Origin of the sequence: Coprococcus sp. AM100_B19A, from assembly GCF_027662015.1 — a bacterium.
Taxonomy (GTDB): Bacteria; Bacillota; Clostridia; order Lachnospirales; family Lachnospiraceae; genus Allocoprococcus; species Allocoprococcus comes.
The window spans coordinates 1-25,648 of the sequence record NZ_JAQDKN010000019.1 but is presented as its reverse complement, the minus strand read 5'-3'; the positions used below and the strand labels follow the sequence as shown (position 1 = coordinate 25,648).

The following is a 25,648-nucleotide window of genomic DNA, read 5'->3' as shown; positions in this document are numbered from 1 at the left end:
ATGGATTTAACAGACATGATTTCAGGTGGAACGGAAGAACAGCAGATTCCTGAACAGAAATTGACCAAGGAAGAATATGCAGCCAAGAAGCAGCAGGAAAGAGAAGAGGTATGGGCTGAAGTAGATTCACAGGCACAGGGAGTTTTTCAGGATGGAGAAAAACTGAAAGGCTTTCTGGATTTTATGGCAGAGTGTAATACACAGAGAACTCCGAATCTGCTTTTGATCTACGGACAGCATCCGGATTTTAAGGTGGTAAGGTCTTATGAACGCTGGAGAGAAGAACACCGTTCAGTAAAAGCAGGGGAGCATGGCATTACTTATATGATTTCCACTGAATACGAAAAAGACGGAGAAATGCGGAGAGGATATACGATCGGAAAAGGATTTGACATCAGTCAGATGTCAGGAAAGCCATTAGAAGAACGCCCACAGCGAAGTCTGACAGAACTGGTAGGAGTTGTCTTAAAAGACCAGTCGGTGCGTGTACAGATTGAGGATAATCTGCCAGACAAAGTGCAGGCCCAGTACAATCCGAGATACCGTACCATTTATATCCGCAACGGAATGAGTGAAGTAACGACATTCCATGCACTGAACAGAGAACTGGCATGTGCAGCACTGGACCAGCATACCGGAACCTACAGCCGACAGAAAGTCAGCGCACAGGCATATTGTGCGGCCTATGTGATTGCAAAACGTTATGGTGTGGATGTTACCGGATTCAATCTGGAGTATATTGCACAGAGAAATGAATGTGGAAAGAAAGATCCGCAGGAACTGAGAGACTTTTTAAATGATGTCCGTCAGGCTTCCTACAGTATACGAAACCATATCGAACGCAATTTTGGTGCAAAGGAACAGGAGTATATAACCGATGAGTTCGCAATCGGAGACCCTGTAAAAATACCGGAAACCAAGGATGAAAAACCATCTGAACAAGTATCCGGAAAAGAGAAAAAAGCAAAGAGCCAGCCGGAACGATAAAAGTGAAAAAGTTGGACGGTTGGAGTAGCTATTACGGAGGTCTTGTGATATGGTTGGTGTAATAAAAAAAGGAGGTCAGCCAGATGACAAAATACTATTTGAAGATGGATAACATTATGAAAAATATGTTCGTGGTGGCACTGAATGATGAGCTGCAGGCACAGAGTGAGCAGGATGAATGTTTGGAAGAAACGAAAGCTCTTCTGAAAAAAGTAAGTGAATACGACCTCGCCCAGAAACGGCTGCAGATTACAGCCGGGGAACAAAGGCAGATCCGTAAGGCACTGAACAGGCTTAGAAGTAAATATCTTGCAGCCGGAAGATATAGTGATGGAATAGATAAAATCATTATTCAGGTTGCAAAACCGAATACCACCAGACACATGTTCTGGTAGAGAAAGGAGTGGTTGATTGGTCATTTATTCAAGAGAAAAAGTGGCACGACTTAGAGAACAATATCCGGCAGGAACAAGAATCTGTCTGGATTCGATGGACGGAGAAGCGGGTATGCCGCAGGGACTGGAAGGAACTGTGCAGTATGTGGATGATGCAGGTCAGCTCGGCATCAGTTGGGACAACGGCAGAAGTCTCTCACTGATACCGGGAGTGGATTCCTTTCATAAGAAAGAAGGACAGGAACATCCAGAAGAAAAGCCACGCAAGAAAAGAGAATCTGACTTGCAGAGATAAGTAAAAAAAAGCAGGACTTGGTTCTGTGTCTTGTCTTTCTGCCATTTGTCTGGTGGGCGGCAGCGATTACCGCTTGTGCCATTGCACCGGATAAGAATTTTATTCAAATCTTAGAAACGCTGAGCGAAAAACTCGAACAGCCGTTTTTTATCACGTATACACCGTATACGTTCAAATGTATTCTGATATTCACAGCAGCCTATTTCTTAGGCATTGGTATTTATGAATCCCAAAAAAGAAATTATAGAAGAGGTGTGGAACATGGTTCCGCAAAATGGGGCAACGTGTCCGAAATCTGCAGACGTTACTGCGAAAAACGATACACGCAAAATCTGCTTTTAACACAGCATTTCCGTATGGGACTGGACGGCTATAAGCACAAACGAAACCTAAATGTGCTGGTAGTCGGAGGTTCAGGAGCTGGAAAGAGCCGGACGTATGCAATCCCAAACATCATGCAGTGCAACTGTTCGATGGTGATTACTGATCCCAAGGCAGAACTTTTGCGTAAAACCGGAGGTGTTCTGGAACGGAATGGATATGAAGTCCGGGTTTTTGATTTGATCAATCCGGAGACTTCCTGGTGTTATAATCCGTTTGCGTATGTCTGGGATGATAAGGATGTACTGAAGCTGATCAATAACCTGATCCGCAACACAACACCGAAGGGAGCGCAGAGTTCAGACCCGTTCTGGGAGAAGTCCGAGACTGCACTTTTACAGGCACTTATGCTGTATTTGCTGCATGAGGCTCCACCGGAAGAACAGAACTTTCCGATGATCATGGAAATGCTTGGAAGCGCTCAGGTCAAAGAAGATGATGAGGATTACCAGTCCCCATTGGACATTTTGTTTGAAAGACTGGAAATGCGGGACCCGGAGAGTATTGCGGTCAAGCAGTATGCCATTTATAAGCAGGCAGCCGGAAAGACTGCAAAGTCTATTTTGATCTCGGTTGGTGTCCGTCTGGCAGCTTTTAACCTGAAACAGATTGCAAATCTGACCTGTACAGACGAACTGGACTTATACAGTATCGGGGAGAAAAAAGTAGCACTGTTTTGCTGTATTCCGGATGCCGACACCAGCATGAATTATCTGGTCGGCATGATTTACAGTAATCTGTTTCAGACACTGTATTATGTGGCAGACCGGAAGTACGGAGGAAGGCTTCCAATTCCGGTACACTGCATTATGGATGAATGGCCAAACGTAGCCTTGCCGGATGATTTTGACAAGATTCTGGCAACCATGCGTTCCAGAGGGATTTCCTGCAGTATCATCATCCAGAATATCGCACAGATGAAAGCCTTATTTAAAGACTCGTATGAGAGTCTGATCGGCAACTGCGATGAATTTTTATATCTGGGTGGAAATGAAAAAGAAGGACATAAGTATGTCTCGGAATTATTGGGAAAAGAAACATTGGATACCAATACCTACGGACAGACAAAAGGGCGTAGCGGCAGCTATTCGGTGAATTATCAGCAGACTGGAAGGGAACTTTTAACACCGGATGAAATACGGCTTTTAGATAACCGCAAAGCGATTTTGTTTATTCGTGGGGAGCGTCCGATCATGGACGATAAATATGATTTAAAAAAGCATGTGAATTTCAGATACACAGAGGACGGTGGTGCATCGCCTTATGATTATGCGAAAACACCACTGGCTCACGACGACCTAAAGATTGACATTAACAGATTAGACGACTACGAACTGCTGTCTACCGAAGACATCCTTGGTGAATAGCAGTTTTTTGATGGATTGGAGTGATGTGTATTGAAGAAATTTCTCACAGGAGAAAAGAATAGAACAAAAAAGAATACAACTGAAAAAATGACAACCCCGATGCCGATGGGGAGAAAACAGAAAAAGTGGATGAGCCTTTACATGGCACTGGTACTGACCGTAACGGTTGGAGCAACGACCGCATTCGCAGCCGGTGATCCGTTGTCCGTTATCAATAACCTGTCTACTTTTATTTTTTCCCTGATTCGTGCAATCGGTTTGATTTTGCTTGGATTTGGTGTTGTGCAGGTTGGTCTGTCTTTAAAAAGCCATGATCCAAGCCAGAGGGCAAATGGATTTCTGACACTGGCCGGAGGAGTAATTATTACGTTCGCCAAAGAAATCCTGGATCTGATTATGGCGTAAGCCTCTTTGAAAAAGTATATCAGGAAACAGCAGGAGTGCCGGAAGGTACTCCTGCATTCAAAAGTATGTTCAGGGAGGTGAAAGTTTTTGAGCGATAACTGGATTGTACAGAATCTGAACTCTGCGTTGTCTACATGGAGTGAAAAGATGGCAGAACTGTGGACACTGCTTACTGAAAATCCGGCAACTTTTAAAGGCGGCGGCATCTGGCGGATTATGACCAATATCAATGATGCACTGACAGCTATTGCCTATGGATTACTGGTGTTGTTTTTTGCAGCCGGAATCATTAAAACGTGTGGCAGTTTTACAGATCTGAAAAAGCCGGAACATGTGCTAAAAGCATTTATCCGGTTTGCACTTGCTCAGGGAGCAATCACGTATGGAATGGAACTTATGCAGGCACTGTTTTCCATTGTGCAAGGAATCGTGACAACCGTAATGAGTGGCTCCAGTATGGCAGGAAGCGTGACGGAACTGCCAACGGAGATTGTAGATAAGATCGAGAGTGTGGGAATGCTGGAATCCATTCCATTGTGGATTGTCACACTGCTTGGCAGTCTGCTGATCACCGTATTGTCATTTGTGATGATCCTGACAGTGTATGGCAGAATGTTCAAAATCTATATGTATACGGCAATCGCCCCGATTCCGATTTCCTCGTTTGCAGGAGAACCCACGCAGTCTATTGGAAAGAACTTTATCCGTTCTTATATAGGCGTGTGTCTGGAAGGGGCAATTATTGCACTGGCGTGTATTATCTTTTCTGCTTATGCGGCAAGTCCTCCGGCAGTGGGAGATACGGAGCTGAGTGCAGTTACAATCGTGTGGAACTATGTAGGAGAACTGGTATTCAATTTACTGGTGCTGGTTGGAGCAATTAAGGCATCTGACCGTATTGTCAGAGAAATGATGGGACTTGGAGGTTAAAAAATATGGATACAAAGAAAACATTAAGATATAACTGGGAATTCGGACGTGAGACAGTAGCGATACGAGTGAGCTCTTATCGGAACAATGGGAATTTATATGTAGGACTCTGCCATAAGGAAGGGAGAGACTGGGAAGATTTTGGAGATGTAACCATTAATCTGCCCTATCAGTTCTTAGAGCCAAATGAGGCTTTTATAACAGGAGATTTTACCAAGGATATGCTTCATTTTATCAAGGAACATAAACTTGGAAAAGTGTTGAATGAAACAGGAAGATCAGGATATGCAACCTATCAGAAGGTAGCGTTTGACCTTGCAAGACTTGCGGAATTTGATCCGGAAGGCGTTGCGGAACACTGTAGATTTGCCGGGATAGAAGTACCGAAAGAAAAACCACAGAAAACGAAGAAACAAAACAGGGGAGAGGAACGATAATTTATGGAAGTAAAGATGAACAAAGAAATCAGGGACTATCAAGAATCCATGTTTATGGGACTGGACCTGAGACAATGTGTGTGTTCTGTTCTTGCGATTCTTACAGCAATCGGAATTTACTTTGGAATGCGTGATATTACCGGACAGGAAATAACCGGATGGCTGTGTGCGCTTGGTGCTGCTCCATTTGCTGCCTGTGGCTTTTTCAAATATCATGGTATGACAGCCGAACAGTTTTTATGGGCAGTGATCAAATCCGAATTGCTGTATCCGAAGAAACTGGTGTTTCAGTCGGAAGATATCTACTACTCCTGCATGCAGGAGACCATCTCGCTGGGAGAAAAGAATCAAAAGGATGGAGCGGAAATCATAAAAGAGCGGGAGCAAAAAGCAGAAGCAAAACAGAGAAAGAAACGCAAGGGAAGGAGTGATGCCTTTGATTAAAACCTTAAGTCAGGCACTTCGGATGGATAAGGAACGCTTCAAAGTTCCGAAATCCGTCCAACAGGCAATTCCCATCCAGCGAATCTGGCCGGATGGAATTTTTCAACAGGGAACGAAATTCTCAAAAACATATCGTTTTACAGATATCAACTATTATATTGCGAGTAAGGACAATAAGACAGAAATGTTTCTGGATTATTCTGAACTCTTAAATTCACTGGATTCCGGCATTTCTGCCCAAATTACCATCAATAATCGGAGAATCAATAAAGAAGAATTCGAAAAGTCTATTCTGCTTCCAATGAAGGAAGATGGACTGGACCACTATCGGGAAGAATACAACGAAATGCTCCTGTCTAAGATTACAGGAACAAACAACAGCATCTATCAGGAACGGTATCTGACCGTCAGTGTACATAAAAGATCGATTGATGATGCAAGAACCTATTTTGCACGTATCGGAACAGACATCGTAACACATCTGGCAAAGTTATCGTCCACAGCAGAAGGACTGGACGCAGAGAGCCGGCTCCAGATTTTCAGGGATTTCTTCAAGGGAGATGTCCCACAGGCATTTCCGTTTGATCTGAAACAATTTGCCAAGAAGGGGACAAGCTTCAAAGACTGGATGTGTCCGGATTCTATGGAATTTGAACGTGACCATTTTAAAATCGGTGACAGATACGGAAGAGTCCTGTATATGCAGGATTATGCAAGTTATGTCAAAGATGACATGATTTCAGAATTGTGTGACTTTAGCCGGAATCTGATGTTGTCGATTGACATCCTGCCAGTCCCTACGGATGAAGCGGTAAGGGAAATCCAGAACCGACTGCTTGGTGTGGAAACTAACGTGACCAACTGGCAGAGAAGGCAGAACGCTAATAATAACTTCTCGGCAATCGTACCATACGATATGGAACTTCAGAGAAAAGAAACCAAGGAAATGCTCGATGATCTGACAACCAGAGACCAGCGTATGATGTTCGGGATTTTGACAATGGTACATCTGGCAGACAGCAAAAAGCAACTGGATTCCGATACGGAACTGATTCTGTCAATCGCAAGAAAGCATCTGTGTCAGATGGCAACATTAAAGTGGCAGCAAGTGGACGGACTCAATACAGTGCTTCCTTACGGACTGCGAAAGATCAATGCCCTGCGTACATTGACAACGGAATCAACGGCTGTTTTAATCCCGTTCCATACACAGGAAATCCTGCAGCCGGGAGGTATCTATTATGGGCAGAATGCAGTCAGCAAGAACCTTCTGGTAGCCGACCGGAAGAAACTGATGAATGGAAACAGTTTCCGGTTGGGCGTCAGTGGATCAGGAAAGAGCTTTTCGGCAAAAGAAGAGATTGTGCATCTGGCATTGAGTACCGATGACGATATCCTGATTCTTGATCCGGAGTCCGAATTTACAAAATTAGTAGAGGCTCTGGGCGGACAGGTTGTAAAAGTATCTGCGACATCAGACAATCATCTGAATGCAATGGATATGGACGCAGCCTACGGCAATGAAAAGAATCCACTGATTGAAAAATCGGAGTTTATCCTGTCTGTGTTCGAGCAGTTGGTTGGAGCAGGAAATCTGTCGGCAAAAGAAAAGTCGATTCTGGACCGCTGTGCTGCAGATGTGTACCGGGATTATATCCGAAGTGGTTATACCGGAGAAGTTCCGACATTGAAAGATATGTACCGACAGTTGATGTTACAGCCGGAAGAAGAGGCAAGGGGACTTGCACTGTCATCCGAACTTTTTATCAATGGAAGCCTGAACACCTTTGCACAGCCGACCAATGTGAATAAGAAGAACAGGATCATGGATTATGATATCCGGGAACTGGGGGAACAGCTTATGCCACTGGGAATGCTGGTTACCTTAGACAGTATTTTCAACAGGGTAATTCAGAACTGGAAAGAAGGAAAAACGACATGGATATTTGCCGATGAGTTCTATCTGTTATTCCGCTATGAATACAGTGCAAATTTCTTCTACCGACTGTACAAGAGAATCAGAAAATACAATGGATTCGTGACAGGTTTAACCCAAAATGTTGAGGAACTTCTGAAATCGGACACTGCAAGACTGATGTTGGCAAACAGTGAGTTTTTGATTCTTTTGAATCAGGCAAGTACAGACAGGGAAGAATTGGCAGCTCTTTTGAATATTTCCGAAAACCAACTGTCCTATATTACAAATGTATCGGTTGGCAGTGGCCTAATCCGTTGCTCTGGGAATATCGTACCATTTGAGAATACGTTCCCAAAGAATACAGACCTTTATAAACTAATGACAACAAAACCGGGAGAATCATAATGAAGAAAAAAGAAGAAGTAACGATAACTTTTTATGCTGCAGAGTGCGGTGAGTTCCATGATTTAGGAGAATATACAAAATGCAGAACGCTGGAAGAGGCATATAAAAAGTACCAGAAATATTGTAGAACATCTGCCAATATGTGTCCGGCTATTGAGTTTTCTATTCATGATCCAGAATCAATTTATTCAGACATGGAATATCCATTACCGTTGTCATCAAAAGACAGGGGAGACTTGGAACTTGTGCCATATTACAACGAACATCCACTGGTAAATGAGGCAATCAGACAGGTGGAGCAGTTGCAGAAACAGCAGGAAAAAAAGAAACATCGGGATGTTGCCCGATGAGATAAGAGATACGGAAAGAGGGTGACCGGATGAAAGATATCAAGGAACGGGTAAGGGATAAGAATCCGAAGATTCGAAATCCGGCTGCCCGACTTCCGAAAGAACTGGTTCGCTCAGCGGTTCTGGAAGCAAAAGAAAAGCCAAGGGAACTACATGAAAAAAGCAGTGGGCAGTCAGAATCCCCAACACAGTATGGAACTGAAAAAATAGAATCCGTACAGTACAGAGCGGCGAGTGTGGCAGGAAAAAGTATAGGGAAAACCACATATCAAGGTGGAAAAAAACTTGCTGGAGTGACCTACAGGAAGATAAAGGAAAGAAAAAGCAGACAGGAAGAAGCGAAAGCTGCCGAAGAAGCAATGGAGCAGGGGGCAGAAAGCGGAAAGAAATTAATCAAGTTGAAACCGGAGCAGGCAGCACTTGCCAAGGAGAATGGTAAACGGCAGGTGAAAGCAGCACCGAGAGTGGTAAAAGTATCCGGTCTGTCTCAAGAAAAAATAAAGACACAGGCATCCATGCAGAAACAGCAGATGGAAAAAAGTCTTCAGGCGATGCAGAAAGCAAGAGCAGCCCAGATGGCAAGAAAGTCAGCACAGGCATCGGCAGAAAGTGGAAAAGCAGTCCTTCAGGTAACTGGAAAGGGTTCAAAGTTATCCGTACAGGGAATTACAGCAGCGATTCAAAAAGGGGTAGTAGCTCTTGAAAAAATGGGAAAATGGATTGCTGCCGGAGGTAGTGCATTTCTTCTGGTATTTATTCTGATTGTGGGAATCATTGCAGGAGCAGCTTTCAGCAGTAATTCGGAAAGCTCCGAATCCCTAAGTGAAGAAGTGCTTGCGTATACTTCTGTGATACAGCAGTATGCATCCCAATACGGCATTCCGGAATATGTGTCTGCGATACAGGCCATCATGATGCAGGAATCTGGAGGCAGGGGAACAGACCCGATGCAGTGTTCGGAAAGTCCATATAATACAAGATTCCCACACACTCCTGGTTCTATTACTGATCCGGATTATTCGATAGAGGTTGGAGTACAGACCTTTGCAGACTGTATCAGACAGGCAGGATGCAGCAGTCCACAGGATCTGGACAAGCTGAAACTTGCATGGCAGGGATATAACTATGGAAATGGCTACATAGGATGGGCATTGCAAAGAGGCGGTTATACAGAAGCCAATGCATTGCAGTTTTCACAGGAACAGGCAGCTTCGCATGGATGGAGCAGTTACGGAGATCCCCAATACGTTCCCCATGTGATGCGGTATTATTCCGGTGGCAGCCTGTTTGCTGGTTTGTTTGGTAATCAGCAGATTGTGTCGGTTGCAATGGGGCAGCTTGGAAACAGTGGCGGTCAGAAGTTCTGGAGCTGGTACGGATTTGACAGTCGGGTAGAATGGTGTGCCTGTTTTGTAAGCTGGTGTGCGGATCAGAGCGGTCTGATTGCAAGTGGGAATGTTCCTAAATTCTCATTGTGCAGTGATGGAGTGTCCTGGTTTCAGGGAAAGAATAAGTGGCAGAGTGGCGGAACAACTCCGACAGCTGGAATGATCATCTTTTTTGACTGGGATCATGATGGAACATCGGATCATGTAGGAATAGTAGAAAAGTGTGAAGGTGGAAGAGTTTACACGATTGAGGGAAATTCCAGTGATCAGGTACGGCAGAGAAATTATGCAGTAGATTACAGTTCTATAATGGGATATGGGGTGATAAATTGATGGTTTCTTTCATAATTTGTTAAGGATTTTATAAGGGAGTTAATGAATTCTTTGGAAAATAGTCACAAAATAGGCACAGTTGATTGATAAATTGTTATTGTAACTTTTAGTGATAGACATATAAAGAGTTAGAAATCTTTATAATTGACTTGAATTAGGAGGTAGTGAATATGAGTGATCAGAATGTAAAAGCAGCACAAAAATATTTAAATGCGATGTTTGGTGGACATAAGGATTGGGTAAAACTGGATGAAGATGGAAAGACCGGAACAGCCGTGATGCAGGGAATCATTCGTGCATTTCAGATTCAGAATGGAATCTCAACGATTACAGGAACGGTTGGACCACTTACTATTAATACCATGAAGAAGTTAGCCATTATTACAAAAATGGATCCGAATGATACTCCGCAGGTTAATGTATGCTTGATTCAGTGTGCTCTGTTTTGCAAAGGATATGCTGCTGGAGGAATTACTGGAATTTATTATACATCAGGAGTAAATGCAGTTAAAAAGATGCAGGAAAATGCAGGACTGGAAGTTACGGGCAAAATTGATTGGAAAGTTTGGTCTGGATTGTTATCCCTAAACTGGTTTACAAAGGTTTCTGGTGGGGATTCCAATATTGTTCTTATTCAACAGCAATTAAATAGTGACTGGTCAGATGTTATTGGTGTTGGACCTTGTGATGGAATTGCCTCAAGACAGACAATTTTGTCTTTAGTTGGTGCATTGCAGGCGGCTGAAGGAGTTACAACTGAATTAATTACAGATTTGAATTCAGTTAATTTTGGCGATGCAACAACAAATGCGTTTCCGGGTACATTACAGAACGGACAGAACTCGACGAAATATGTTCCATTTAATAAGATTGCTCAATACGGACTATATTTTAACGGATATAATCCGGGAAGATTCGATGGCGTGTTTGATTCGACTACAGAGTCAAAGGTGTCAGAATTTCAGGAGTTTTATGGTCTGACAGGAATTGGACTTGTAACAAAAGGAAAAGTAAATGTTTCTACTATGAAATCATTGCTTACGAGTAAAGGCGATACAAACAGGGCAGCAAAAGCGTGTGACTGTGCAACAGTATTAAATAAACAACAGGCATTAGATATAAAAAATGCAGGGTATACTCATGTAGGACGTTATCTGACAGGTTCTGTTGGAAAAGAACATACACCGAAATATTTGACATCAACAGAAGTGAAAAACATTGAAAATGCAGGATTATCGGTATTCCCGATATATCAGGATGGAGGATATGAATTAAACTATTTTAAAGATCCATCACAGGGAAGTGTTGATGCTCAGACGGCAATTTTAGCGGCTGAGAGAATCGGCATACCAAGTGGAACGACTATATACTTTGCAGTGGATTTTGATTGTTATTCGTATCAGATTGATACATTTATTATACCTTATTTTGAACAGATTCACATGATCTTTTTTAGTTCGACAAATGATAAAAACTATAAAGTCGGCATTTATGCACCAAGATATGTATGCACTAAAGTTTATGAAGCAGGATTGGCAAGTAAATCTTTTGTGGCAGATATGTCGACTGGGTTTAGCTGTAATTTGGGATATTCGATGCCGAAGAACTGGGCGTTTGATCAATTTTGTGAGTTGAGTTCATTTTCTTCATCACCTTCGTTTCCGCTGGATAAAGATGCATATTCAGGGAGAGATACTGGATTTAAAAAGTTCGATGCCGTATCGACAAAAACAGATGAGGAAATAGCGCAAGAAAATCTTCGGGCAAAGGTAAAAATAGCACGAAATCAATATGTCTATAATGTAATGGAGCCGCTTGGTTATCTGAATAAAATTATGGATGTGGGTGTGGAGTATGATAAGGAAATTTCACTGGGAACAATGATGAGTCCTCAAGGAGCAATTGATATTTCTACTAAAATATCCACATCGCTTGAAAGTTCAACTGGTAAAATTTATAATATAAAAGTGGATATAGGAAATGATGGAGAATTGACACAAACTTGCAAAAATCAAATTATGGAGATTTCATCAAATTTATCAGATACAGGTATAGAGGGAGCAGATAACTTTGGAAATACGATAGAAAAAATTGCTTTATCGGTTAAATCTGGTAATATTGCTTTTGAAATAAATAATGTTTTTGCCAATAGTGTAGAGTTTTCCATTGTATTTAGTACATCAGATTTGCTGCCAGAAGAGGAAAAAGAGTGGACAATATCGGTTGCTTTGATTTTTACAATGACATTAAATTCTAATAGTGGTCTTGAATTTAATGTTGTAGAATTCACAAAAGAGCATAGTAATATACTGGCAGGAGCCGTAATATTAGTTCTTGCGGGTGCATTAGTTGTAAATGCAATTCCGTCAATTATTGCTTTATTTTCAGCTGGAGCAGGTACTGTTTTTGGTTTGTTGATTCAAGCGCTGTAAATTGTAAAAGAATAAAAGAGACAATGGCCAGAGGTTCGATTTTATAAAGAGGACCTCTGGCAAAAGGGGGATTAAGAAGAATGCATATTAAATCAATTGTGTCAGATGAGGATAGGGAAGAATTAGAAAGAATGCTTTCGCTTGGGTTTATAATTCCTAATCAATTATTTAAAACAAGACAGAAAAGTAGAATGATTATCTATATTTTTACACCTGTAGAATTTTTACTGTCGATTAATTGTTATCTGTCGGAAAGTTATTTGATGTTTGGAATAGGGATTGGAACTTGTGTGGCTTGTGTGGCTTGGATTATTTGGTATCAAATGATTGGTAAAAATTTTGAAAAAAATGTTCATGAATTTGTCTGGGGTAGATCAGGATATGAAACGGTGGATATCGATGAAAACGCAATTAAAATAGATGAAGATCAAATTTATGAATTTAAAAATATTGATAGAATGTTCTTATATAAAAACTTCTTTTTTTTCATAACAAATGAAAAGAAAATATTTATATTTAAAACGACAGATATGGAGTCGGATGAACTTATAAAAATTATTAAAACAACAGGGATTTTATTTGAAAAAAAAGAAAAACCATTTAATATTTATAAGTATTGTAAAAAAGGAAAAAGTTTTTAAAAATAAGCAGAGGATGGTGGATTTATCATTCTTTTAGAGAAGAGCATGTATTTTAAAGAGGGGATCTGGTTTTGCCAGTCCCCTTTTTTTCATCAAAAACGTTGATGTTTTATCAAATGACGCAAAAAATAAAAAGAATAATGCAGGGGGTGACATTATTAGTTATTGCTGTTATATTTGGATAAAATACAAATAAATTATAAAAAGTATAAATAAATTATAAAATGGCGACAGTTTTTTCTTACTCAAGTGTTTATTATATAGAGGACAAAATAAGACAGCAAAGGAAGTGGTGCTGTTGCATCGGAAAAATGACACAAAATTAGTGATGTCCATTCGGGAAAAGAATTGAAGGGGATTCTTTTCCCTATTTGTCGTGTTACGAAAGACTGAGGGTGAGAAAATATGCTGGAACTTGCAATCTGTGATGATGATATCATCCTGTGTAATTGGTTAGAACAGAAGTTGTTCCATTATGGAAAAGCGAATGACTGCCATATATCTGTAGAAATATACTATTCTGCGGTGCAGCTTCTTAACAGACTAGAAGAAGAATCCTACGATATGTTATTCCTTGATATTTGTCTGGAACATGAGAATGGAATTGATATCGGAACGGAGATACGAAAGAAAAATTATGGAAAAGAACTGCAGATTACCTATATTTCAACATATCAGGAATATGCAATGAAATTATTCCGCATCCATTTGATTTTCTTGTAAAGCCGATCCGAGAGGAAGAACTTTTCCGGGTAATAGGTGAATTACGTGAACTGTTAAAAGAACGGAAGAAAATATTTGAATATACAGATACAAAAGGAATCCACAAAATTTCTTATGACAAGATCCTGTATTTTTATAGTCTGGGAAAAAGAGTACATATCGTGACATCGGAAAAAGAATTTGAATATCGAGGAAAATTAAAGGATGTAGCGGATGTAACAGAAGAATATTTCTTACTGATTCACAAGTCCTATCTCATCAATATGGAACACGTGGAGCATTACGAATATGACAACGTGGTTATGAAAGACAAGACACGTCTCAGTATCAGTAAAGCAAATCGCAAGAAGGTCAGGGAAAGACTATTACAAACGGAGAAGAAAAGATTATGAATATCCATTTGATCACTTATCTGACAAGTAAATTATTCTGGATTTATACTGTGTTCCGTTACAATACCATCCTGTATCCCAAAGATGAGGATACACAAAAGCTATTTGCATATTTTTGCGCGTATCTGCTTTCCTGTTGGGGAAGTATGCAGTGGGGAACGATGTACGGAGATCTGATCTTTGAGCTGATCGCTCTGTTAATTATAACAGTGGCATATCAGGCAGACTGGCAACATCATGTCTGGAATACACTTATGGTATATATTATGGGAATTTTATGTAATGGGATTCCAATCGTGCTCTTTCAACGGTATGCGGTTGCAAGAAATCCGGTGCATCATCACATGGGACCGGGAACTATCGTAATGGGAAATTTTATATTCTTTTTACTGGAAGTTGTTATTGAAAGAAAAGTGGATGTAAAGAGAAGTTATTATATAAAGAACCGTCATTGGCTTGCTATGCTTTCTGTCCCGGTGATCAGTATTATAGTCTGTATCAGGATATTGCTGCCAGACAGAAGAGGTGTGCGGTCTACGATTGTATTATTCTTACTGTTTATCAATGTGTTTATTTTTTATCTGCACGATGAGGTTCAGAAAAGTTATATTGAAACAGCAAAACAGGAAGAGATGAAGATTCAGATGAGCCAGTATGCAAAAGAACTGGAGATGATGATGAAATCACAGGACAGGCTGAATAAGATACATCATGATTACAAGCACCATCTTACAACAATAGGGGCAATGGCAAAAACGGGAGGAAATGAAGAGATTCTATCGTATCTGAAACAAATGGAGAATATAGCCGGAACAGCCTTATGTCATCATTTATATACAGAAAACCGTAATATGAATAATCTGCTGAATTATATTTTGGAAGATTCGAAATCAGTAATTGAAAATCCGGAGATTTCTGTAGAAATACCGAATCATATAGGGGAAGAATTATTTGATATAAGTATAATAGTGGGAAATCTTATGGATAATGCTATTCGTGGGACAGCAGCTTCAGATGAAAGGAGATTATCGTTTCAGATGTATTATGGAAAAGGAATCATGAATATCCAGATTGAGAATAGCATAAAAGATACACCAAAAGTGCGGAATGGAATTTATCTGACAACGAAAAGCAGGAAAGAAGGACATGGAATAGGATTACAAAATGTGAAACTCGTAGTAGAAAAATATCATGGTCAGATGGAGATCTGCCATACGGAGAAATCCTTTCAAGTGAAAATATTATTATATATGAAATTAGATGAAAAATAGTAAGGCGATGGTGTCTTACTATTTTTTTCGACCGATTTCGTCTATTTTTGCCACCTCAAGGGGCATTTTTACCATTTATGAAAATTTTGTGATTTTTTAGATTATAGTAGTGCCAAAGTCAGAAAAAAGGAGGGTAGCGGTTATTTTGTAAAGGAATTATAGAAAAAGATTACAAGAGGGAGAAAGAGACTATGAAGAGATTTCGAAAGTCGGCTATAGCCTTAGTACTTGCACTCCTGATGGCACTACAGGGAACAGAGCCTATTTTTGTACAGGCAAAAGAGGCCATTGAGGATGTACAGAAGAATGCAGATTTCTCCAGACCAGAGGCTTTGACGGAAGAGGAAGCAGGGATTACAGATTCCACATCTGGAGAACAAGATAAGAGTCAGCAGTCTGATGCGGACGTACAAAATGAAACGACGCCATCAGAAGATACAGAGACGCAGGAAGAACAGACAACTCCAGCGGAAGAAACAGAAGAAAATCCGCAGGAAAAAGAAGTGGAGTTGAAAGAACCACAGGATTACTATCCGATTCCAGAAGAACCGGAAGGTGAACTGATTGATTATGATGCCATTTCCAAGACTTATAAGACAGGGGACAAGCAGTATACAACCGTTTATGGAGGTTATGTCGGAACTTATAAGAATGAGGATGGAGATACCGAGCTGGTTGATAATACACTTGTAAAACCAGAAGAAGCAGATACTCCGGCATCCGAAGAAGCACAGGAAGCCAGCAGTGTAGTGGCAACTGAAGAAAAGGAAGAGAAAACAGAAGTTTATCAGAACAAGGCAAACGATTATGCTATCCTTCTTCCGGAACAGATGTCAGAAGAGAATGGTGTAACGATTGAAAATGGAAAGACCAGAATCGGGATCATTCCGGTAGATGGAGATTATACACATTCCGTTATTAAAGACAATGCGATCCTTTATAATGAAGTTTACGAGGGCGCAGATGTTCAGTATACAGTACTGGATTCCAGCATTAAGGAAGATATCGTACTTCAGCAGCCAACAGACAGGGAAGTCTATGAATACGAGCTGCAGATTCCGGGGTATCAGGCAGAAGTAAAAGACAATCAGGTCTATATCTATCCGGAAGGGAAGACAATCAAAGATGCGAAGTATCTTCTGGAGACGCCATCAATGGAAGATGCTGCCGGGGAAATCAGTTTCCTGATCACATTGGAACTTCGGGAAGAAGATGGAAAAACAATCCTGACCGTAAAACCAGATAGGGATTGGCTTTCGGCAGAAGAACGTCAGTATCCGGTCAGGATCGATCCGACACCAGTAGAGATTCAGAAGAGTTCCTTTAACATGATCGGTGTGGAAGAGGGAAGTCCTACCAGTCAGATTGGTGACAACAATTATCCGTATGTCGGATTTGATGATGGTATTAAGTCTGGGAACCTTGCAGGATTTGGTACTGCACACCAGAACTGCCGGACTTATATCAAAGTAAATTCAAATTTTAGTCAGATTCCGAAAGATTCCAAAATTGACAGTGCAACATTTGCAGTCAGTCAGAAAACTGCATACAGTGGTGGTGCATCCCAGTTTGGACTTTATCGTGTAGATCAGTCGTGGAACACCTCCATCACATGGAAAACAAAACCAGTAAATCTTACGTTTCAGGATGTACAGAATGCAAGTACCAGCAGGAACAGCTATATCAATTATGACGTCAAAGATCTGGTCAATGACTGGGTGCAGGGAACTCATGCGAATAACGGATTTGCACTGGTAGCCATTGCCGAGGCAAATAACCTTGGAGCTTCTATGCAGTGTGAGGTACTGAATAACAGGGCATCCGTTTATGGACCGAAACTCAGCATCCAGTGGTCACCGGCTGAAGATCCATATCTGCGAGATATGTCACTGGATGAAACAACGATCCTGCTTCGCCCGATGACAGAAAAGAATACAAATGGAAAGCTGAAGTTTGATGCCGTATTTGCAGACGGAATTGCAAAGAGCAAATCTACAGTAGAATATTATCTGCTTCCAGATGAGGAAAATGAAGAACATCACGAAACAGATGCAAAACCATTGTATTCCTATCCAGACAGTACTGAATACAATAAGCAGTTCCCGGAGGCGAATAAGTATTACAGCAAAGATTCCAACTGGCAGAGTGCACTGTATTCAGGGCTGACGAAGGACAAGCTTTATAAGATCAAAGCAAAAGCATCGAAAGAGATTGATGGAAAGCTGGAAACAGGAAAAGAAGTGACCAGTGACAGCTTTGTGATCTATGAAGTGAAGCAGTTTGATACATTCCCGAAGATTGCAAAATATTATGGTGTTCCGCTTAAGAACATTATGAAAGACAATCAGGTTATGGACGCACTGGTAGTCGCAAATAACACGATCTTTATCCGTAACCCACAGACAAATGTTCCATATAGTCCTGCACCGCTTACCGATCAGGATAAGATGCGGATTGACGGAGCATTGATGGGAAGAGGCCTGCACTGTGAATTTGGATTTGAACCAGTCAACTTAAATACTGGTAACTTCTACATGGATCAGTCCGATGCGACGATGAATGAACTGAATGGAGAATTCTCCATTACAAGAAGCTACAATTCCAAAGGAACAGACCAGCATTCCATGTTCGGACGTGGATGGAGCTTTAACTATGACCAGTCACTTTCTCAAATGGAGGACGGAAGTCTTCTGTATATGAGAGGGGACGGAAGTTATCTGATCTTTGATAAGAATGAAGATGGAAGCTACACTGCTCCGGATGGTTATGTATATGATTTAAAAGCAGTCAGCTATAAAGATACAGACCATGACTACATCGGATGGGAACTGACAGATGCGGATCAGAGCGTCTGGTCATTTGATAAATATGGAATTTTACGTTATGTAACGGATGTGAATGGATTTAAGACAGTATTAGATTATGACGATGATTATAATCTGAGTAAGATTACAACACCATCCGGAAAAACATTCGGGGTAAAACAGGATAAATTCGGGCATATCAAGGAACTGTCTCTTCCAGATGGTGGAAAAGTTTCTTACAAATATGATGAGCAGGGAAATCTGATATCTGTAACAGATCCGAATGGAACAACAAAAGAGTACAAATATGATGATGACAGCCGTATGACAAGCTGGAAAGATGAGAATGGCAATACGGTTGTAAAGAATACTTACGATAAAGAAGGAAGAGTTGTAGAGCAGACTGATGCAGAAAAAGGAACGGCAACTTTCAAGTACGGAAAGAGTTCTACTACAACAACGGATAACGAAGGAAATAAGACCGTTTATCATTATGATGATCAGTACCGCACAACATCCATTGAATATCCGGATGGAACAACCTGTGAAAAGACTTATAATGCAGAGAATCAGCTTGCTTCCGAAACGACAGCAGCCGGAACAAAAACTTACACTTATGATACATTTGGCAATGTAGCAACGGAGACAAGAGAGGATGGAAAGACAGCCTCTTATACTTATAATGAGCAGAATAAGCTGACCAGTGCAACTGGATATAACGGAGCAACGGTTACTTACAGTTATGACGGTAATGGAAATATGGTCACATCTACAAAACCGGATGGAACAGCCATTACCTATACTTACGATGACAAACATCGTATGGTATCCCAGACAGACGGCAGAGGTGTCACAACAACGTATTCGTATGACGGACCGAACATGACCGGATATGTGGATGGAAATGGAGCAGCATGGGGATTCACGTATGACGCGATGAATCGTGCAGTTACCATGACAGATCCACTTGGAAATGTAACCTCGAACAGTTACGATGCGAATGGCAATCTGACTTCCAAGACAGCAGCCGATGGCGGTGTGACCGCTTATACGCTGGATGGTGTGGGAAATATTACAGCAAGTACTGACGCACTGGGGAATACCACCACTTATACTTATGATAAGATGTACAACATGACCAGTGGTACAGATCCGAAAGGAAATCAGATCAGCTACGTTTATGATAAGAATTATCAGCAGGTCAAAGCAACCGATGCAAAAGGAAATACAATTACTTATAAGTATGACAGCATGGGACGTGTCATAGAAGAGAGTAATAAAGATTTTGGAACAAAGCTCTATGAATATGACAAAGCAGGAAATCTGAAAAAATATACCGATGGAAATGGAAATGCAACCGTATCCAAGTTTGATTCTCTTGGACAGGTGCTTCAGTCCAAAGATGCAGTTGGTAATATAACCAAATATGAATATGACGCATTAGGAAATGAAACCAAGATTACTTATGGAGATGGAAGCAGCCATTCCAAGGAATATGATAACTGCGGAAGACTCGCTAAAGAGACAGATGAATTAGGTGCAGTTACCACTTATACTTATGATGCGGCAGACAATCTGGTATCAAAATCAGATGACAGTGGAAGAACCTGGACTTATACCTACGATAATACAGGAAACCGCTTAAGTGAAACCAACCCAGAAGGTGGAACTACCACATATACTTATGATAAAGCAGGAAATCTGGTATCTTCTACCGATGAAGAGGGAAGAACAGATACTTATGCTTACGACAAGGCAGGAAATCTGACTACATCCAAAGATGCCCTTGGATATACCGTATCCATGAAGTATGACTTAAATGGAAATCTGGTATCCTCTACCGATGAAAATGGAAATACCAGTACCATGACTTACGATGGTAATGGAAACATGACATCGGTAAGCGATGCAAAGGGCAACATTACAGCAATGAAATATGATTCCACCGACAATCTGGAACAGACGGTGGATGCCCTGAAAGGAAAGACCACTTACGAATACGATTCACAGGGCAACAGCACAAAGATGACAGATGCCCTCGGCAATGCGTATAGTTATGTGTATGATAAAGAGGGAAATAACACATCCATAATACTGCCGACAGGGGACAAGGTGCTGATGGAGTACGATGCCATCGGACAGCTTGTAAAATGTACGGATGCACAGGGACTCGTAATTACCTATCAATATGACGGAGCAGGCAACCTGATCCATTCCTCCGACAATGGTGGAAACAGTATGGATTATACTTATGATGGTGCCGGAAATGTACTGACACAGACCGATGAACTTGGCAGGACAGCAACATACAAGTACGATCAGTACGGCAGACTCCTGAAACTTACTGAAGCAGACGGAAGTATCACATCTTATGAATATGATGTTATGGACCGCATTACAGCGGTAACGGATGCGGAAGGTCATAAAACAACCTTTACCTACGATAAAGTCGGCAACCAGTTATCCATGACAGAAGAAGAGGAAGCCACATATAAATACGCTTACGATAAGAAAGACCGGGTTATTTCTCAGACAAATCCACTGGGAGCATCCAGCACCTTTAAGTATGACGGAAATGATAATGTGACGGAATCTGTCGATGAAAACGGTACGGTTACCAAGTATGCTTACGATAAAAATGACAATCTCGTATCCCAGACAGACGGAAATGGAAATACGACAACCTACCAGTATGATGAACTGGACCGCAAGATCGGTGAGACTTCTCCGTTAAAAGAAACAAATGAATACCGTTATGATGCCATTGGAAATCTTACCAAATCAAAAGATCCGATGGGACTCATTACCGAATACAAATATGACAGCCTGAGTAACATGACGGAACAGATTTCTCCAAAGGGAGCAGTTACCAAATATGATTACGACAAGCATGGCAATGTCATTTCTGTAACGGATGCAAAGGGAAATGAGACACAGTACAGTGTTGACCTGAATGACAATGTCACAAAGATGACACAGGCGAATGGTGGAGAGTATACCTATAGTTATGATAAAGCCGGACGTCTGAAGAGTATGACCAGTCCACTGGGTTATACTAAAAATTTCTCTTATGATAAAGTGGACAACGTGGTAAAAGAAAGCGACAGCTTAAAGAGTACCACTACTTATACTTACGATAAGCTCCATAACATGAAGTCTTCTACCAATGCACTGGATGGAACAACCAGCTTTTCTTATGATAAGTATGGCAATCTGGTGAAGGAGACAGATCCGCTTGGACGGAGCAATACCTACAGTTATGACCTGGCAGGTCAGATGACTTCTGCAGCTGATCCGCTTGGTAAGATAACTGCTTACACTTACGACCCGGCAGGAAATATTACTGAGATCACCAAACCGGGTGGAAGAAAGACCAGCTATGGATATGATAAGAATTATAATGTTACATCTGTAACAGATCCGATGGGCTATGTTGCAAAGACAGTCTACGATAAAGACAACCGTGTAACAGAAGAGACCGATGCACTGGGGCAGAAGGAATCCTATACCTATGATAAGGACAGCAGGGTAACTTCTATTACAGACAAGCGTGGATTCACAACGGGATTTGATTACGATGCACATGGGAATATTCAGGTTGTTACAGATAAGACCGGATTAAAGAGCCATCTGGAATATGACAAGAATGACAACCTGACCAAAGTAACTGATGCCCTTGGCGGTGTAACAACTTATGGTTACGACAACATGGATAACCTGGTGACCTTCACCAATGCAGCAAATAAGACAACGAATTATACTTATGACTTAGAAGGCAACCTGACATCCATCAAAGATCCGGCAGGAAGAACGGAGAAATTCGACTATGATGAAAAAGGCAGACTGACCGGACATACACAGGCAAGCGGCAAGAAAACCACGTATGATTACGACAAACTGAATGACCTGTTGGAGAAATCTTATCAGGACGCAAAAGGCGAGACATCCGAAAAGGACGTGACCTACGCATATAACAGTGCCGGGGAACGGGTATCCATGAAGGATCAGACAGGCAAGAGCAGCTACGAATACGATGCACTTGGAAGAATCACCAAAGTGACAAGCGGTTCGAAAAAGGATGTCAGCTACGTTTATGATGACGCAGATAATCTGCAGGCAATCGTATACCCGGATGGGACAAAGATCAGCTATGAATACGACTTAAATGATAATCTGGTAAAACTGACAGACCGTAATAGAAAAGTAACCACTTACAAGCATGATGCACTGAACCGTGTGACAGAAGTTACTAGAAGTAATGGAACAAAGACGGAAGTATCTTACGATGCAGAAGATCATATCACAAAGATTGTGAATACCTGTGGTTCCTGCGGCAAAGTAATCAGTACTTATGAGTACAAGTACAATGATCAGGGATATGTAGTTGGAGAAACAGCTACGGAACTGGAAGCTGGAACAAGAAAGACGCCAAGCTGGGAAGACTGGTACAACTGGGGCGATACACAGAAAGAGACAGACAAAGCAGACTGTGAGCATCAGGAAAAAGAGATCCAGACGACACGTACCTATGAATACGATGACAACTGGGAACTGACACGCTGTACAGAAAAAGCAGAGGGCGGTAAAAAGACAGTCCATAATTATACTTATGACAAGATTGGAAACCGGACCTCTTACGAGAAGATCGAGGATGGTGTCAGCAAAGCAAAATATAACTATAAGTACAACGATTCCAACCAGCTCATCAAACGCACCAATGCAAAGATCTGGGGCGATCCGGGAACAACCTACAGCTATGATAAAGATGGCAATCTGATCCAGGAATGTGATAAGACAAACAGTGCAGATCCGGTTACTTATGAATACACAGCAGAGAATCGTTTGGCAGTAGTAAAACAGGGTGGAACAGTCCTGATGGCAGCCATGTACGATGGAGATAACAACCGGGTATTCGAACTTGATAACACCTATAAATGGGAAGACTGCTATGGCGATGAAGTCCTGATCCCGGCGAACCAGCGTACCGAAGATGGAAACAGCCCGAAAGAGCAGCTTGCCTCTCTGGTAAAAGGCGGTTCCAATGCCAAAGGATACACACTGACAGAGTATATCAACGATATCAATCGCGAGAATACAGAAGTCCTTGCAGAGTATGGAGCAGACGAGAAAGTACGTCAGGCTTATACTTATGGAGAAAGTGGAATCGGAGAACGGGTAAGCGTTGATAAATCGGAAGAAAGCAGTTATTATTTATATGACGGAAGAAACAGCGTGACCGGAATCCTGACCGAAACAGCTAATCTGACGAACAGTTATCAGTATGATTCATACGGTAACCTTACATCAGGAACAGCAGACGGTGTCAATTACTACGGTTACAATGGGGAGTCCACAAATGTAAAAACAGGACTTCAGTATCTGCGGGCAAGATACTATAACGCAGAGAACGGAACCTTTACAACTGAAGATAGTGACCTTGGAACGACAGAAAATCCATTGACCAGAAACCGCTACGATTATACGACCAATAATCCGCTGAATTACAGTGATCCGACAGGACATTCATTGTGGAGCAGGATTAAGAGTACAGCTAAAAAAGCAGCGAAAGCAGTCAAGAGTGTCGGCAAGAAAATCGTTAATACTGCGAAAAAGGTAGTCAAAACAGTAGTAAATACAGCTAAGAAAGCAGCAAAAACTATTGTTAACACAGTGAAGGGGGTAGCAAAAACTGCCAAAAATGCAGCTAAACATGCAAAACAGACATATCAATCTGTGAAAAATCGTGTAACCAGTAGCAGTACATATCAAAAGATCACATCCAGAGGAAGTCAGTTTATTCGTTCTGTAAGCAATGGGGTACAGAAAATTGGAAAAACTTATACATCTTTCAAATCCTATGTTTCAGAAAGAACGGCAGAAATCCGCTCAGAAGTGGTACGACATATGTGTACGACAACAAATCGTATTACAGATAAGCTTGGAAAAGTAGACTGGAATGCGGTGAAAAAAGTAGCCATTGGTATAACTGCGGTTACAGTTTCTGGTCTTGTAGTTGCTGCAACAGGCGGTTTGGCTGCAGGAGCAGTTCTGGCAGCATTGCCAGCAATGGGTGGCTTAGGAACGGCGATGGTTTCAGGAGCAGTTATTGGAGCTATTGGTGGAGCTTCATATAGTGCAGTGAATTCAGGTTTGTCTGGAAATAGTCTGAAACAAGTAGCAAAAGATACGTTAGTCGGTGGTATTGCAGGAGCAGTGACAGGTGGCGTTATGGGTGGCCTTAGTTATGGGGCTGGGAAACTTTTGAATGTAGTAAGGAGTGCAGGAAGTACCCATAATGATGGGATTGATAAATCGTTTAAAAAATTAGTTGCAGAAGTAACCGAAACAAAATTGCCAGAAGGCACTTGGGAAAAACCACCATTAGAGCGAGGAGATATTATTGACAAAGCTATGGGAAATAACTTGGGACACAATTTCCCGACCATAGATAAAGTAGAAAATGGTGTTGTGACTAGTGTTAAAAGCCGAGACTTAGGTGCAAAGACTTATCAAAATGGTAATAAATTGGAAAAGGTAATTGTCAAGGACATTAATAAAGTTTCAGGATTTATAGGAGAAACATTTAATGGTAAATTTGTTAATGCGGAAGAAATAGTGGGTAGACAATTACAAGTAGTTGTTCCAAATGTAACATTAAGCGAAGCTCAGATAAATGCAGTTAATAATGCTACAAAACATGGTATTGATAAAGGTGTTAAACTCATTATTACAGTAGGAAAATAATAGCAAAGTAAATAGCTTAAGGGGAATATTTTATTCCCCTTAAGTAATAGAGAGGAGAAAACGGATATGATTTCTGTATATTATAATCAAAAATATGGTTTCTTAATTGTGCCTAATGCCATTGAAAGGTTTATGGGATGTTATATTTCTATCGAACCTACAATTGAAATTATGGCTGAAGAAACAATAGATAAGATAGGCTGTGCAATTAGAAAAGGAATAAAAATTGCAGAAAGTTCCCCAAAAGTAGACGAATCTCAATTAAACAATTTTTGGAAACAAACAAAATATAAAAGTTTTCCAACATTTTCCAAGAATTATCAAAGAATTGATTTGAAACAAAATGGAGATGAATTAGAAATTAGAAGATGGGAACGGAATAATAGAGGGGGATATTCGCGAAAAACGGAAGAAAAAGATTATATTAATTTTATAGAAATGTCGGATTATGAATTGGGCTTGTTTATAAAAAAAATGTTTGAACCATGTGAAATTAGAATTGATGAAACAGAAAGATTTGAAACATTAGAGGGGAAAATAATTAGTTATTCGATTCCAAATGAGCATTATAAAAATATTGGTGATGGTCATACAGATTCTTATATG

Annotated in this window: 18 protein-coding genes; all 18 read left to right on the top strand. The window is 40.9% G+C overall.

The window, feature by feature from the left end:
• The gene (locus PGQ33_RS14800; RefSeq protein WP_171027959.1) at positions 1-987 is read left to right on the top strand and encodes an ArdC family protein; all 987 of its coding nucleotides are present in this window, start codon (positions 1-3) and stop codon (positions 985-987) included.
• An 83-nt stretch (positions 988-1,070) separates the two neighbouring features.
• Complete coding sequence (locus PGQ33_RS14795; protein ID WP_004614509.1) at positions 1,071-1,382, top strand: hypothetical protein; 312 nt, start codon at positions 1,071-1,073, stop codon at positions 1,380-1,382.
• Positions 1,383-1,422: 40 nt separating this feature from the next.
• Positions 1,423-1,677 carry a DUF4314 domain-containing protein gene (locus tag PGQ33_RS14790; RefSeq protein ID WP_227084817.1) on the top strand — a complete coding sequence of 85 codons (255 nt, stop codon included), beginning with the start codon at positions 1,423-1,425 and terminating at the stop codon, positions 1,675-1,677.
• 23 nt (positions 1,678-1,700) lie between these two features.
• Positions 1,701-3,425 carry a VirD4-like conjugal transfer protein, CD1115 family gene (locus PGQ33_RS14785; RefSeq protein WP_179976722.1) on the top strand — a complete coding sequence of 575 codons (1,725 nt, stop codon included), beginning with the start codon at positions 1,701-1,703 and terminating at the stop codon, positions 3,423-3,425.
• Positions 3,426-3,512: 87 nt separating this feature from the next.
• Positions 3,513-3,830, top strand: a complete 318-nt coding sequence (locus tag PGQ33_RS14780) for a hypothetical protein (protein ID WP_006426976.1) — start codon at positions 3,513-3,515, stop codon at positions 3,828-3,830.
• Between the two features lie 87 nt (positions 3,831-3,917).
• The gene (locus tag PGQ33_RS14775; RefSeq protein ID WP_171027960.1) at positions 3,918-4,760 is read left to right on the top strand and encodes a hypothetical protein; all 843 of its coding nucleotides are present in this window, start codon (positions 3,918-3,920) and stop codon (positions 4,758-4,760) included.
• A 5-nt stretch (positions 4,761-4,765) separates the two neighbouring features.
• Positions 4,766-5,197 carry a DUF4313 domain-containing protein gene (locus PGQ33_RS14770; RefSeq protein WP_055215240.1) on the top strand — a complete coding sequence of 144 codons (432 nt, stop codon included), beginning with the start codon at positions 4,766-4,768 and terminating at the stop codon, positions 5,195-5,197.
• A 3-nt stretch (positions 5,198-5,200) separates the two neighbouring features.
• Complete coding sequence (locus PGQ33_RS14765) at positions 5,201-5,641, top strand: PrgI family protein (protein ID WP_270205987.1); 441 nt, start codon at positions 5,201-5,203, stop codon at positions 5,639-5,641.
• The gene (locus PGQ33_RS14760) at positions 5,634-7,964 is read left to right on the top strand and encodes a VirB4-like conjugal transfer ATPase, CD1110 family (RefSeq protein WP_199669452.1); all 2,331 of its coding nucleotides are present in this window, start codon (positions 5,634-5,636) and stop codon (positions 7,962-7,964) included. Before PGQ33_RS14765 ends, PGQ33_RS14760 begins: the two co-directional genes overlap by 8 nt.
• Complete coding sequence (locus tag PGQ33_RS14755; protein WP_006426970.1) at positions 7,964-8,314, top strand: hypothetical protein; 351 nt, start codon at positions 7,964-7,966, stop codon at positions 8,312-8,314. The genes PGQ33_RS14760 and PGQ33_RS14755 overlap by 1 nt, the downstream gene beginning before the upstream one ends.
• A 29-nt stretch (positions 8,315-8,343) precedes the next feature.
• A complete protein-coding gene (locus PGQ33_RS14750; RefSeq protein WP_006426969.1) occupies positions 8,344-10,035 on the top strand; it encodes a lysozyme family protein in 1,692 nt (563 codons plus the stop codon).
• Between the two features lie 170 nt (positions 10,036-10,205).
• A complete protein-coding gene (locus PGQ33_RS14745) occupies positions 10,206-12,467 on the top strand; it encodes a glycoside hydrolase domain-containing protein (RefSeq protein ID WP_117980793.1) in 2,262 nt (753 codons plus the stop codon).
• 80 nt (positions 12,468-12,547) lie between these two features.
• Entirely contained in the window at positions 12,548-13,108 is a 561-nt protein-coding gene (locus PGQ33_RS14740; RefSeq protein ID WP_006426967.1) for a hypothetical protein, read from the top strand.
• Positions 13,109-13,513: 405 nt separating this feature from the next.
• A complete protein-coding gene (locus PGQ33_RS14735) occupies positions 13,514-13,831 on the top strand; it encodes a response regulator (protein WP_233543005.1) in 318 nt (105 codons plus the stop codon).
• Positions 13,780-14,223, top strand: a complete 444-nt coding sequence (locus PGQ33_RS16885; protein ID WP_330663292.1) for a LytR/AlgR family response regulator transcription factor — start codon at positions 13,780-13,782, stop codon at positions 14,221-14,223. The genes PGQ33_RS14735 and PGQ33_RS16885 overlap by 52 nt, the downstream gene beginning before the upstream one ends.
• Positions 14,220-15,494 (top strand): sensor histidine kinase, encoded by a 1,275-nt coding sequence (locus PGQ33_RS14725; RefSeq protein WP_117980794.1) that lies wholly within the window; start codon positions 14,220-14,222, stop codon positions 15,492-15,494. The genes PGQ33_RS16885 and PGQ33_RS14725 overlap by 4 nt, the downstream gene beginning before the upstream one ends.
• A 191-nt stretch (positions 15,495-15,685) precedes the next feature.
• On the top strand, positions 15,686-25,042 hold the full coding sequence (locus PGQ33_RS14720; protein ID WP_199669453.1) for a DUF6531 domain-containing protein: 9,357 nt from the start codon (positions 15,686-15,688) through the stop codon (positions 25,040-25,042).
• Between the two features lie 66 nt (positions 25,043-25,108).
• The coding region (locus PGQ33_RS14715; protein WP_270205986.1) for a contact-dependent growth inhibition system immunity protein at positions 25,109-25,648 on the top strand (540 nt) is incomplete at its 3' end.